Here is a 14,095-nt window from a genome sequence, read left to right as displayed (position 1 = left end):
TTATATGGATTTTTCATTTTTGAGTGAATACTACATGTTTTTTATAAATGGTGCTAAATTTACCTTAATAATTGCATTTTTTTCTGTATTTTTAGGAGTTATAGGTGGAACTATTTTTGCACTAATGAAAATATCTAAAAGTGTAATTTTAAACATGATAGCATCAACATATATTGAGATTATAAGAGGAACACCGGTTTTAGTGCAGTTATATATTATTTTTTATGGCTTGCCCTATGCTGGAGTACAATTGCCAGATATGGTAGCAGGAATTATCGCTCTTTCTATAAATAGTTCCGCTTATGTAGCAGAAATTATTCGTGGAGGAATAAATTCTATTGATAAGGGACAAATGGAAGCGGCTAGGTCGCTAGGTATGTCTTATAACATGGCTATGATAAATATAATAATTCCACAAGCGATTAAGACTATAATACCAGTGCTAGGAAATGAATTTATAGTGATTATTAAGGAATCTTCTATAGTTTCCATAATAGGAATTCATGAGTTATCTTATAATGCAGATACGGTAAGAGGGAACATATTCAAGCCTTTTGAGCCATTACTAGTTTCAGCTTTTATATATTTTGCTATGACATTTACACTTTCAAAATTTATGAAACGTGTGGAAGAGAGGTTGAAAATTAGTGATTAAAGTTTGTAACTTAAAGAAAAGTTTTGGAAAATTGGAAGTACTTAAGAGTATTGATATTCATGTAGAAAAAGGAGAAGTTGTGGTAGTTATTGGGCCAAGTGGTTCAGGAAAAAGCACTTTTTTAAGATGCTTAAATTTGCTTGAACAACCAACTTCTGGTGAAATATATTTTCAAGAGGTTTCAATAATAAGTAAACATAATAATATTGATATTCAAAGACAAAAGATGGGTATGGTTTTTCAGGGGTTTAATCTCTTTCCGCACATGACAATTTTAGATAACATAGCTTTTTCACCTATTAAGGTTAAAAAACTTTCAAAACAAAGTGCAGAGAAATTAGCTTTTGAACTACTTGAAAAAGTTGGCCTTCGAGATAAGGCGAATAGTTACCCAGCCCAATTATCAGGAGGACAAAAACAAAGAATAGCAATTGTTAGAGCACTTGCTATGAAGCCAGATGTTATGCTATTTGATGAGCCTACCTCTTCTCTAGATCCTGAAATGGTAGGAGAAGTTCTCGAGGTAATGAAGGGACTAGCTGAGGATGGTATGACTATGGTGGTTGTAACTCATGAAATGGGCTTTGCTAAAGAAGTAGGAAGTAGAGTGTTATTTATGGACAATGGATATATTGTAGAAGATGGAACACCAGAGGAAGTTTTTAATAACCCTACCAATAATCGAACAAAAGAATTCTTAGCGAAAATTTTATAAAAAGTCATATATTAAAAAGAACTAGAAATAGTTCTTTTTTTTAGTGTATTTTTAATATTTACATTTACTCTATATAATTAATTGTAGTATTATATATTTATAACTATTTATTGGATTAAAAAGGCAATTAATTATTAAAAGGCAAAGTATTAAAGGGTTATGTAACAAAGGTAAAAATTATTATTGACAGGAGATAGGGTATGAAAAAGCAATCATTTATAAATATTAAAAAATTTCAAAAGGTATTAAGTATATTCCTAATATTATTATTTTTAAATCCTATATATGCAAAGGTACTAGCTCAGCCTACTGTACTGCAAGAAGGTAAAGATATCATAAAAAGTAACTATGTAAACACAGTGTCAGATTACGTATTAAATGCACCGGATTTAACTGAAATGGTGAAGAGACTTAATGATCCCTATTCCGATTATTTTACAAAGAAGGAGTATGCAGAATTTGTAGATAGTATAAATAATACATTTAGTGGAATAGGTATTGGAATTGACCTAGTGCCTGAAGGAATAAGGATATCTAGGGTTATCGAGAATTCTCCAGCACTAGGTGCGGGACTTGTGGTAGGAGATCTTATTGTACAAGTGGATAACAATAGTTTAGTTGGAATTTCCTCTACTGAGGAAGCCATAAAATTTATAAAAGGCGTTGTAGGTACTTATGTGAAAATTGTAGTTAAAAGAGGCACAGAAGTACTTAATTTCAATATTCAGCGCAGAGAAATAAAGTCACCAACAGTAAGTAGCGAAATGCTAGCAGGTAAGGCAGCGTACATATCTATCCTGTCTTTTGGGGAGGATACTGGTGCTTTATTTTCGCAAGCCTTAGAGAAAATGGATGATTTGGGAGCTAATAGCTACATTATAGACCTGAGGTATAATGGTGGGGGATATTTGGGGACAGCACTAGATATAGCAGGCCATTTTATTGGCAATGTTCCAGGGATTATTATAGAGGATAAACTTGGAGAAAAAATTAAATATTTAGCTGAAGATCATGGAAAAATTATGGACAAGCCAATAATTTTTTTAATAAATGAATATTCTGCTAGTGCATCTGAGATATTAGCAGCTGCTGTTAAGGATTATGACAAGGCAACTTTTATAGGCACAACAACCTATGGAAAAGGTGTTGCTCAGCAACTCTTCCCATTGTCTGATGGTAGCTATCTTAAGCTTACTGTGGAAAAATTTTACTCTCCTTATGGAAATATAATTCACAAGAGGGGGGTGTCTCCAGATTTTGAAGTAGCGGCTGATGGGGTGGATTCTTTGAAGGTAGCAAATTTACTTCTAAGTAGTACAAGTGTGCCTAAAGACAAAAGTGGCTATATGAGGATTGATTTGGATGGCAAAGAATTTTATATTAACCTTAAAATGGCTAGAAGTGATGAATATTGGACTGAATTTAATTACATACTAAGCAAAAATTCATCTTATAATGCTTATCGTGGAAGTAATGTAGGTTGGCAAAAAATCACAAGTGAAGAGCTAAGCAATAAAATTTATCAGGGCTTTTCTAATTATAAAATATTAACTGACTTAAAAAAAGACATAAATGTAGATAAACATTTTACCATCAATTTTAATATGCCTATAGATTACGATAGTATAAAGTCGCAAGGAATTGAACTTATGGAAGAGAGTACAGGAAAAAGAATTCCAATAAAATTAGATGTTGATAATAAATCCGTAATAGTAACGCCAAATGAACAGCTAAAAAAAGGACAAACCTATTACTTAATAGTCAATGATAGTATATTGGATGCAAAGGGAAAAAGCATTAAGCAAGGTGTTGTAATTAAATATATAGTGCCATAAAATGGCAGGATATTTTTATAATTAATATGTGGTTTAAAACTTTAGAAAATAAGTGAATATGAGGTGAAGAATATATTTCTTAAAGACTCACAATTTTAAAAAAATTGTGAGTCTTTTTTATATTATTTCAAAAACTATTGTTATTTTTAAAAAAAATGGAAAGTAGAAGGAAAATAGAAGTCGAAGAGTAAATATTGCCAATATATAACAAATGTACTATAATTTACATAAATTGATGAAATGTAACATTAAAATGATTGTTACCCATATAATTATATAGGTAGCAAAATTAGAGTCTATGAAATATAAAGGGGGAAGAAGCATTGAAAAAGAAAGTTGTTGGATTTTTGTGTTTGGCTATGTCAATGACTCTATTGTTTTCAGGTTGTGGGAAAGGTGCTAGTGGGGGAGCAGGAAAGGATTTAAAAGCATCAGAAGTTTTAGCTGCTGCAAATCCAGAAAAATTGCCACAAACAGCGGGAAACAGAAAAGATACTTTAATTATTGGGTTTACAGCACCAGAAGGGAAATTTAATCCTATATATACAAGCTCAGTAGATGATAGTTATGTTACTAGCTTAGTGTTTGAGGGGTTAATGTCTAATGATGTGCAAGGAAATCCTATAGGGAAAGTAGCTAAGAAATGGAAGATTTCAGAGGATAATAAAACCTATACTTTCACTTTAAACAAAGGCATTAAATTTAGCAATGGAGAAGAATTAACTGCGAGAGATGTGGAATTTACTTTTACCTCTATTTGTGACCCGAAGTATGACGGACCAAGATCAGATGCAGTAGATAAATTGGTTGGATACAAGGAATATAATAAAGGCGATGCTAAAACTGTTCAAGGCATAAAGGTTATAGATGACTATACAATCTCCTTTACATTAACAGATGTTAAAGCACCGGCTCTAATTTCTGATTTTGGTTATGGAATTATGTGTAAGAGCTATTACACATTTGAAAAGGGTAATATAGATAAATTAAAAGAATCATTTTTAAAACCAATGGGTAGTGGTCCATATCTTTTTAAAGATTATAAGGCAGGTCAAGAAGCTGATTTTGAGAAAAATCCTACTTATTGGAAGGGTGAGGCTAAGATTAACAAAGTAATACTAAAAGTTACTAATGCCCAGACTAATATTCAATCACTATCCGCTGGTGAAGTAGATATTGATAGAATTGGAGCTGCACCAGAGAATATTCAAATGCTTCAGACTGCAGGCTTTATAGAAATGCAACTTTACCCAGACAATGGATATGGGTTTATAGGTTTAAACCTTAAAGATGAAAAATTTAAAGATGTGAAAGTACGTCAAGCACTTACTTATGGGTTAAATAGAAAAGGGTTTATAGACGCTAGATATAAAGGTTATGCTGAGGTTTGTAATGCACCAGTGTCCCAGGTTTCTTGGGCATATACTGATGATATAAATAAATATGAATTTAACCCTGGAAAAGCAAATCAATTGTTAGAAGAAGCAGGTTGGCTTAAAAAGGATGATGGCTTTAGATATAAGGATGGTAAAAAGTTCGAAATTCATTGGATGACTTATCAAGGAAGTAAATATGTTGAAATGTTAATTCCAATAGTAAAAGATAATTGGAAGGCTATAGGAATAGATGTTATTCCTGAATTAATGGAATTCAACACTCTATGTACAAAGGTTTTTGATGAGCAAAAATTTGAAATGTATAATATGTCTTGGGCTTTAAGTATTGACCCGGATCCATCAGGATTATTCTCAGCTAAACAAGCAGAGCTAGGTGGATACAATCCAGGAAGTTGGATAAATGCAGAAAGTGAAAAATTGATGGCAGATGCTCTTAAGACTACGGATACAAAAGAAAGAAAGAAACTATATCAAGCTTGGTTAAAACTTTTCACAGAGCAGGCTCCATATGTTTTGTTAGATCAAAGTAAAATGATGTGGGCAGTAAGTTCAAGAGTTAAAGGTATAAGTATCTCTCCATATATTGATTTTACTTATCAAATTGCAGAAGCAGAATTAATCCAGCCTAAGGCTAAATAATTAAGAAAAATTTTATTAGTATATTTTACTATGCTTGGTTAAACCCAAGCATAGTTTATAAAGGGGGATTATCATGAGGCAGTATATAACTAGAAGATTACTGCAAATGATACCAGTTTTAATAGGGGTATCTATAGTAATATTTCTCATATTGCAGTTGGCACCAGGGGATGCATTAACAGGTAAAATGGATCCACATTTAACACCAGAAAGAAAACAAGAATTAAGACATCAAATGGGACTAGATCTATCAGTGCCCCAGCAGTATTTTAGATGGGCAGGTGGAGTACTTCGTGGGGATTTTGGTGAATCTACTAATTTTAAACAACCGGTAGGAAAGGTTATGAACACATATATCTGGAATACTTTTTACTTAGCTATACTATCATTAATACTAAGTGTATTAATTTCAATTCCAATTGGAGTAGTTTCTGCTACTAAACAGTACTCAAAATTTGATGGATTTTTCACCATATTTGCCCTGATAGGTATTTCTATGCCTTCTTTCTTTTTTGGCATGCTTCTTATAAAAGTCTTCGCTGTAGATCTTAGAATATTGCCAGTTTCTGGCATGAGCACCGCGGGAAGTACAGCAGCAGGTATTTCCTATGGGCTAGATGTAGCTCGTCATATGATACTACCGCTAATTGTACTTACTTTAGGTAGTGTTGCAGGTCTTATGAGATACACAAGATCCAGTATGCTAGAAGTAATAAGGCAGGATTACATAAGAACTGCTAGAGCCAAAGGGCTTAAGGAAAAAGTGGTTATATATAAACATGCTCTTAGAAATGGAATGATTCCTGTTATTACACTACTGGGATTTTGGCTACCTGCATTATTTTCTGGAGCCTTTATTACAGAAAGCATTTTTTTATGGCCAGGTATAGGACCTATAGATATTGGTGCAGTAAGTGGACGAGATTATCCACTTATGATGGGGATAAATATCTTGTTTGCAGTGTTAACTTTGATTGGAAACTTAATTGCTGATGTTACTTATGCTGTAGTAGATCCTAGAATAAGGCTTAAATAGGAGGTGTCAAAATGCAACTAGAAGTAAAACCCAAAGTAAAGAAAATTAAAAAAGAAGAAATTTTAAGCCCTTGGAAGATAATAAGAAAAAGATTAAAGAAGAATAAACTAGCTATGTTTGGAATGTATATACTCTTTTTTATGATACTTATGTCTTTCATTGGACCATTAATATCACCTTATAAAATGGAAACCTTAGATTTATACAATGTATCAGCAAATCCATCTTTTAACCATCTTTTGGGTACTGATGATGTGGGAAGAGATGTTTTAGTAAGAGTTATGTATGGAGGTAGAATCTCTCTTTCAGTAGGAATCCTGGCTGTACTTGTTGAAGTGCTAATTGGAAGTATACTAGGCGGAATAGCAGGCTTCTATGGTGGAATAGTGGATGGCATAATAATGAGAATAGTTGATATATTTTTATGTTTTCCAGGACTTCCACTACTTATAATGCTGGCGGCAGTAATGTCAGATTTAAAAGTTCCTCCAGAGTATAGGATGTACGTGGTTATGTTTATTATAGGATTAATTGGATGGCCAGGGCTTTGCCGTATTGTTCGAGGCCAAATACTATCTCTTAGGGAACAGGAGTTTATGCAAGCAGCAGAAGCACTAGGCCTTAGGGATAGAAGAAAAATATTTAGTCATCTACTTCCAAATACCTTTGCGTCTATTATAGTTTCAGCTACTTTAGGTATAGGTGGTGCAATCTTAACGGAATCAACATTGAGTTTTCTAGGACTTGGAGTTACTCCACCAACACCATCTTGGGGTCAAATGGTTCAGGCAGTTAATAATTCTTATATATTACAATTCAAACCCTGGATTTGGGCGCCTCCTGGTATATGCATTTTCTTAACGGTAATGGGCATAAATTTATTTGGAGATGGACTTCGGGATGCCATCGATCCAAAACTAAAGGTTTAGGAGGCATACTATGAGTAAAAATTTAATTGAAATAAAAAATTTAAAAACATATTTTTATACAGAGGACGGAATTGTAAAAGCGGTTGACGATGTTAGTTTTAATATTAAGAAAGGCGAAATAATAGGTGTGGTTGGAGAATCAGGGTGTGGTAAAAGCGTTACGGCAATGTCTATAATGAGATTAATTCCGTCACCACCAGGGAAAATAGTTGAGGGCGAAATTCTATTTGAAGATAAAAATATATTAGAACTAAGGGACCATGAAATGAGAAAAATCAGGGGCAATGACATTGCCGTAATATTTCAAGAACCTATGACTTCATTAAATCCTATATTTACTATAGGGTACCAAATAGAAGAAGTAATTATGCTTCATCAAAAGTCAAATAAAGTTGAAGCTAAGAAAAAGGCAATAGAAATGTTAAAGCTAGTTGGGGTACCTAGAGCAGATGAGATAGTGGAGTGTTATCCTCATGAGCTTAGTGGAGGTATGCGCCAACGGGCCATGATTGCAATGGCGGTATCTTGTAACCCGAAGCTTTTAATAGCAGATGAACCAACAACTGCTTTAGATGTAACAATTCAAGCACAAATACTTGATATTATGAAGGATTTAAAGAAAAAACTTAATACTTCAATAATGCTTATTACTCATGACCTTGGAGTAATAGCTGAGATGGCAGAATATGTAGTAGTTATGTATGCTGGTAAGGTTATTGAGGAAGCACCTGTCATTGAGTTATTTAAGAATCCAATGCATCCATATACTGAAGGCTTAATGAAATCTAAACCTTCACTAGATAAAGATGTAGATAGATTATACTCAATACCGGGACAAGTTCCAAACCCGATTAATATGCCAGAAGAATGTTATTTTTGCGCACGGTGTCCGAAGGCTATAGATATTTGTAGAAAGCAGCAACCGCCTATTAAAGAGATAAGACTAGGACATAAGGTAGCCTGCTTTTTATATGATGGGCAAAACAATTAATAATTGTTTTGTACTACGAAGGAACGAGGGGGGGAGAGTAAGTGCAAGAATCAGTAGTTAGAGTAGAAAATTTAAAAACATATTTTCCTATTAGAGGTGGAATACTTCAAAAGACTGTAGGTTATGTTAAAGCTGTAGATGGAGTATCTCTATATATAAATAAAGGAGAAACTTTGGGACTAGTTGGTGAATCGGGTTGTGGTAAAACTACAGTTGGTAGAACTATACTAAGACTTCTAAATAAAACAGAAGGGGATGTATATTTTAAAAATCAAAATGTGTTTGAACTTTCAAAAAAAGATTTAAGAAAAATAAGGCCTCAAATGCAAATAATTTTCCAAGATCCATATAGCTCACTTAATCCAAGGCTTACTGTAGGGCAAATAGTTGGAGAAGCACTAATAGATCATGGAATATTACCTAAGAATGAAATTGCTTCTAGAGTGCAAGAAGTTTTGGAGATTTGTGGACTTGCTCCTTATCATATAAGAAGGTACCCACATGAATTTTCAGGTGGACAAAGGCAGAGAATAGGAATAGCAAGAGCTCTTATATTAAATCCTGAATTTATAGTGGCAGATGAACCTGTATCCGCACTAGATGTTTCTATTCAATCTCAAATAGTAAATTTAATGTGCAATCTTCAAGAAAAGATGGGCTTTTCATATTTATTTATTTCCCACGATTTAAGTGTAGTAAAACATATTAGCCATAGAATAGGGGTTATGTATCTAGGATCTTTGGTGGAACTTGCACCAAAGAAAGCACTGTATAACAATCCGCTTCATCCATACACAAAGGCATTACTATCTGCAGTACCATTACCAGATCCAACATTAAGGAGAGAAAGAATTATACTAAAGGGAGATATACCAAGTCCTGCAAACCCACCGCCAGGCTGTAAATTTCATACAAGATGTCCATATGTCATGGAAAGGTGCAAAAATGAGTGCCCCCAGTATAAAGATGTAGGAGGAGAACATTTTGTAGCATGCCATCTGCTGTAAGAGTAATTTAGGGCATGAAAATATATATTTATGCAAAGTGTAATTTATTTGATGTGCGAAAGTAAGGGAGGGAAATTGCTATGAAAATGGAAAGAGAACTCAAAGGAATAAAAGCTCAAGATTTGCTCTGTAAGAAAGTGCAATATAATAAAGAAATAGGATTTAAGGATATTTTAGCCATTATTATAGCACAATTTCAGATATTGATGCCTATAATGATTGGAGCTGCCTTAGTTATGAGTTTGCTCATATTTATTATAATGAAAGTATGGATTAGGAGTTAATAATATACGGATCATAACCCTGTAAAAATGGAGTTTAAACTTAAATAAATATACCCCAGTGATAGTGGAAATTTGCCTATTATAAATTTCCACTATCACTGGGGTGTTTATTTGGGTATAATTAAAGTATAAAGTTATAACATGAAAAGGGTGGTACGTATGAATATATTAACAATAGAAGAAGTGAGTAAAAGTTATAGTGAGAGAATACTCATTAATAGTGCATCACTAGGTATAAGTGATGGAGATAAAATTGGATTAATCGGAGTTAATGGTACGGGAAAATCCACTTTTTTAAAAATAATAGCTGGACTTGAAGTTCCGGACAACGGAAGAATTTTAAAGGGCAGTATGGTTAATATAGAATATTTACCTCAGGATCCTGAATTTGACCCAGAAGCTACAGTGCTGGAGCAGATTTTCAAAAGTGATACTGATGTTATGAAGGTTATAAGAGAATATGAAGCTACAATAGAAAAATTACAAATGGCCCCAGAGGATGAAATGCTTCAAAAGTCTTTAATGAACCTCAATAATAAAATGGATGCTTGTAATGGATGGCAAGTTCAAAATGAAGCCAAGATTATATTAACAAAGCTCGGTATAACCAATTTTAAGGAGCGTATAGGAAACCTTTCTGGTGGACAAAGAAAGAGAGTTGCCCTATGTAGTGCACTAATTACTCCTTCTGATTTGTTAATTTTAGATGAGCCTACAAATCATATGGACAATAAAATAATAGATTGGTTAGAGAACTTTTTGAATAATAGAAAAGGTGCACTACTTATGATTACCCATGATAGATATTTTCTAGATAGGATAACAAATAAGATTCTGGAACTTGATCGTGGCAATTTATATAGTTACCAGGGAAATTATAGTGTGTTTCTAGAAAAGAAAGTTGAAAGAATTGCTTTAATGGATGCACTAGAGAGGAAAAGAGAGAGTTTATTTAAAAAGGAACTAGCTTGGATAAGGCGTGGGGCAAAGGCTAGAACTACAAAGCAAAAGGCAAGAATAGATCGCTTTGAGGAACTTCAAGATGGAAAAATAGATATTTCAAATGATAAGTTAGAATTATCTTCTGCATCAACTAGGCTTGGTAAAAAGATTATTAATGTAGAGAGCATTTATAAAGCTTATGGTGAAAAAAAGTTAATTGCAGATTTTAGTCACATATTTACAAAGAGAGATAAAGTGGGCATTATAGGACCTAATGGTATTGGAAAGTCCACACTTATGAATATTTTAAGTGGAATGATAAGTCAGGACTCGGGCCAAATAGAATGGGGAGAAACAGTTAAAATTGGCTATTTTCATCAAGAAAATGGTGCTATGGATGAAAATATGAGGGCCATTGATTATATTCGCGAAGGAGCAGAATATATATCTACAGCAGATGGAGAAAAGATTACAGCTTCCCAAATGCTGGAGAGATTTCTATTTGATGGAACTACTCAGTATTCTTTTATTTCTAAATTATCTGGTGGGGAAAAAAGAAGATTATATTTATCAAGAATTCTTATGGAAGCTCCAAATGTATTGTTTTTAGATGAACCCACTAATGACTTCGATATTCAGACCCTAGCAATACTAGAAGATTATTTAGATGGATTTGCTGGTGTGGTTATAGCTGTATCCCACGATAGATATTTTTTAGATAGAGTTTCAGAGAAAATATTTAGTTTTGAAGGTAATGAAAAAATAATTCAATTTGTAGGAAATTATTCTGAGTATCAAGAATATATAGAAAAAAATTTAAATTTACTCCAAGATAATAATGTAATAATTAAAGAGGAAAAAAAAGGTAAAAACGAGGAAGACAAGAAAGATAAGCCTTTGAAGTTTACTTTTAAAGAGCAGAAGGAATTCCAGGAAATTGATGAAAAAATTGAGGAAAAGGAAGCAGAATTGGAAGAGATTAATAAAAAAATTAATAGTGGCAGTAGTGATTTTGAATATTTGCAAAAGCTAGTGGGTCAGCAAAAGGAAATAGGAGTAGAACTTGAACACTTGATGGTGAGATGGACTTATCTAAATGAATTAGATGAAGAAATAGAGTCGCAAAAAAACAACTAGAGCTTATTGGTAGTAATTCTTATTAAGAGGGTATAATTTATGGAGAAAAATAGAGATATAAAAATATCTGTGCGCAATTTAGTAGAGTTTGTATTGCGCGCTGGGGATTTAGATATGAGGTTTATGGGCAGTAATAGAGCTGTAGAGGGTACCAAAGCACATCAGAAAATTCAAAAGGAAAACAGAGAAAAATATTCTGTATTTCTTGGAGAAGAATATTTGTCCGAAGTAAGTTTAAAGCATAGTGTACCATACAATGGTGGCAATATTGTAATTGACGGGCGTGCTGATGGTATTCTAATAAAAAATAATGAGGTCACTATAGACGAGATCAAAACAGTTACTAAAGATTTAGAATTACTGCATGAGGATCATAATGGTCTTCATTGGGCTCAAGCCAAGTGTTATGCCTATATATATGGGACTCAAAATAATCTTCAGGTTATTAATGTACAATTAACTTATTACCAAATAGATAATGAAAAAATTAAAAGATTTATTAAGGTTTTTTCAATTAAAGAACTCCAAGAATTTTTCGATGAAATTATTTCTAACTATTTTATATGGGCCAATATTACAAGTGATTGGAATGAAACAAGAGATAACACTATAAAAAATTTGAAATTTCCTTTTGATAATTACAGGGAAGGTCAGAGGGAACTGTCTGTTTCTGTATATAAGACAATAGTAGAACATAAGAAAATGTTTTTGCAAGCTCCAACTGGAGTAGGTAAAACTATATCTACACTGTTTCCAGCAGTTAAGGCCATGGGAGAAGGCTATACTTCAAAAATTTTTTACTTAACAGCCAAAACTATAACAAGACAAGTTGCCGAGGATGCCTTCCATAAAATGAAGGGCAATGGACTTAAATTCAAGACTATTACAATAACAGCAAAGGATAAAGTATGTTTTAGTAAGGGCAGTGCCTGTAATCCTGAGCAATGTAAATTTGCAAAAGGACATTTTGACAGAATTAATGAGGCTCTACTAGACATTCTGGAGAATGAAAATACATTTAGTAGAGAAGTAATTGAGATTTATTCAAATAAGTATAATGTTTGTCCCTTTGAATTTTCATTGGATTTAACACTATGGTCTGATTGTGTTATTTGCGATTATAATTATGTGTTTGACCCTAGAGTTTACCTAAAGAGATTCTTCATGGATAATAATGGAGATTATACTTTTTTGGTTGATGAGGCTCATAACCTAGTGGATAGAGCTCGCGAAATGTTTTCCTGCGAGTTTCATAAAAAACCACTTCTAGAGTTAAAAAAAGAAATAAAGGGTCGCGACGATAACTTGTATAAAGTTTTGAATAAGTTAAATGCACTTATGCTTTCTATGAAGAAAATGTGCAATGAAGATGGATATTACAAACAAAAGTCTCAGCCTGAGGATATATATAATCTTCTTAATAAACTTACTAAAATATTAGAAGTATGGCTGACAAAAAATGAAAAATCTGAAGTGTTTGATAATTTTTTAGACTTGTATTTTAATTCTTTAAGCTTTATTCGCATAGCTGAACTTTATGATGATAAATATGTAACCTATGTGGAGAGTACTGCGGAAGACGTAGTGTTAAAGATGTTTTGCCTGGATCCATCTAAACTTTTGAGGGAAGCATCAAAAAGAGGAAAATCAGTGGTATATTTCTCTGCAACGCTTCTACCATTATTATACTTTAAAGAAATTTTGGGCGGAGAAAGCGAAGATTACCATCTAACTTTAGATTCTCCCTTCCATAAAAAAAACCTTGAAGTAATGGTAGCTAAGGATGTTTCCACTAAATATAAATATAGAGAAAATAGTTATTCCAAAATAGTAGAATACATATATGCTGTAATAAGCGCTAAAAATGGAAATTATATGGTGTTTTTTCCTTCTTATAAATATATGGAAGTCGTGAGTAATATGTTTATTCTAAAATATCCACAAACTAAAGTAAAAATTCAAACTAGTTTTATGACTGAAGATGCTAGAGAAGCTTTTCTCCAAAAATTTAGTGATATTGACTCTGAAAATATTTTAGGTTTTGGAGTTTTAGGTGGTATATTTTCGGAAGGCATTGATTTAAAAGGTGACAGGCTAATTGGTGCAATAATAATAGGTGTAGGACTCCCTATGATTTGCTTTGAAAAAGAAATTATTAAAGAATACTATGATAATAAAAGCAATTGCGGTTATGAATATTCTTATATGTACCCAGGAATGAATAAAGTGTTACAGGCAGCGGGGCGGGTAATTAGAACAGAAGAAGATAGAGGTATGGTGCTGTTAATAGATGATAGATTTCTTCACCAAAGGTATATACGACTATTTCCAAAGCAATGGGATGATTATCTTAAAATTAATAATGCTGAAGATGTCAAAAGGCAGATTTATGAATTTTGGAAATAAAGTAAAAAAACTTGAGCATTTGCTCAAGTTTTTTTTATGTAAATAATTTTTTACAAGGTATATTGGGGGGATAAAGAAAAGGAAACTAAATACTCATAATTGCTACAAATATATCTAGATTA

At 32.8% G+C, this 14,095-nt stretch carries 11 protein-coding genes; all 11 read left to right on the top strand.

The genetic code is table 11. From position 1 onward, the window contains the following. The first annotated feature begins 4 nt into the window (after nucleotides 1-4). The 11 genes from G9F72_RS20295 (at nucleotide 5) to G9F72_RS20245 (ending at nucleotide 13,973) form a co-directional block, all read left to right on the top strand. On the top strand, nucleotides 5-655 hold the full coding sequence (locus G9F72_RS20295; RefSeq protein ID WP_164957759.1) for an amino acid ABC transporter permease: 651 nt from the start codon (nucleotides 5-7) through the stop codon (nucleotides 653-655). Next, nucleotides 648-1,370 carry an amino acid ABC transporter ATP-binding protein gene (locus tag G9F72_RS20290; RefSeq protein WP_164957760.1) on the top strand — a complete coding sequence of 241 codons (723 nt, stop codon included), beginning with the start codon at nucleotides 648-650 and terminating at the stop codon, nucleotides 1,368-1,370. The genes G9F72_RS20295 and G9F72_RS20290 overlap by 8 nt, the downstream gene beginning before the upstream one ends. Before the next feature lie 200 nt (nucleotides 1,371-1,570). Next, nucleotides 1,571-3,205, top strand: coding sequence for a S41 family peptidase (locus G9F72_RS20285; RefSeq protein WP_164957761.1), 1,635 nt, complete (start codon nucleotides 1,571-1,573; stop codon nucleotides 3,203-3,205). 323 nt (nucleotides 3,206-3,528) lie between these two features. Next, the gene (locus G9F72_RS20280; RefSeq protein ID WP_224676193.1) at nucleotides 3,529-5,241 is read left to right on the top strand and encodes an ABC transporter substrate-binding protein; all 1,713 of its coding nucleotides are present in this window, start codon (nucleotides 3,529-3,531) and stop codon (nucleotides 5,239-5,241) included. Nucleotides 5,242-5,314: 73 nt separating this feature from the next. After that, on the top strand, nucleotides 5,315-6,277 hold the full coding sequence (locus tag G9F72_RS20275) for an ABC transporter permease (protein WP_164957762.1): 963 nt from the start codon (nucleotides 5,315-5,317) through the stop codon (nucleotides 6,275-6,277). Nucleotides 6,278-6,288: 11 nt separating this feature from the next. After that, a complete protein-coding gene (opp4C, locus tag G9F72_RS20270) occupies nucleotides 6,289-7,206 on the top strand; it encodes an oligopeptide ABC transporter permease (protein WP_164957763.1) in 918 nt (305 codons plus the stop codon). Between the two features lie 10 nt (nucleotides 7,207-7,216). Next, nucleotides 7,217-8,197: an ABC transporter ATP-binding protein gene (locus tag G9F72_RS20265; RefSeq protein ID WP_164957764.1), complete on the top strand. Its 981-nt coding sequence runs from the start codon at nucleotides 7,217-7,219 to the stop codon at nucleotides 8,195-8,197. Nucleotides 8,198-8,238: 41 nt separating this feature from the next. Next, entirely contained in the window at nucleotides 8,239-9,204 is a 966-nt protein-coding gene (locus G9F72_RS20260; protein ID WP_164957765.1) for an ABC transporter ATP-binding protein, read from the top strand. 80 nt (nucleotides 9,205-9,284) lie between these two features. Next, on the top strand, nucleotides 9,285-9,488 hold the full coding sequence (locus tag G9F72_RS20255; protein WP_224676192.1) for a hypothetical protein: 204 nt from the start codon (nucleotides 9,285-9,287) through the stop codon (nucleotides 9,486-9,488). A 159-nt stretch (nucleotides 9,489-9,647) separates the two neighbouring features. Next, nucleotides 9,648-11,567, top strand: a complete 1,920-nt coding sequence (locus G9F72_RS20250) for an ABC-F family ATP-binding cassette domain-containing protein (protein ID WP_164957766.1) — start codon at nucleotides 9,648-9,650, stop codon at nucleotides 11,565-11,567. A 39-nt stretch (nucleotides 11,568-11,606) separates the two neighbouring features. Next, nucleotides 11,607-13,973 carry an ATP-dependent DNA helicase gene (locus G9F72_RS20245; RefSeq protein ID WP_164957767.1) on the top strand — a complete coding sequence of 789 codons (2,367 nt, stop codon included), beginning with the start codon at nucleotides 11,607-11,609 and terminating at the stop codon, nucleotides 13,971-13,973. Nucleotides 13,974-14,095: the final 122 nt, after the last annotated feature.

This window comes from Clostridium estertheticum, from assembly GCF_011065935.2.
Lineage (GTDB): Bacteria > Bacillota > Clostridia > Clostridiales > Clostridiaceae > Clostridium_AD > Clostridium_AD estertheticum_A.
Note: the sequence above shows the minus strand (reverse complement) of the source record. Positions and strands in the feature narration are given on the sequence as shown.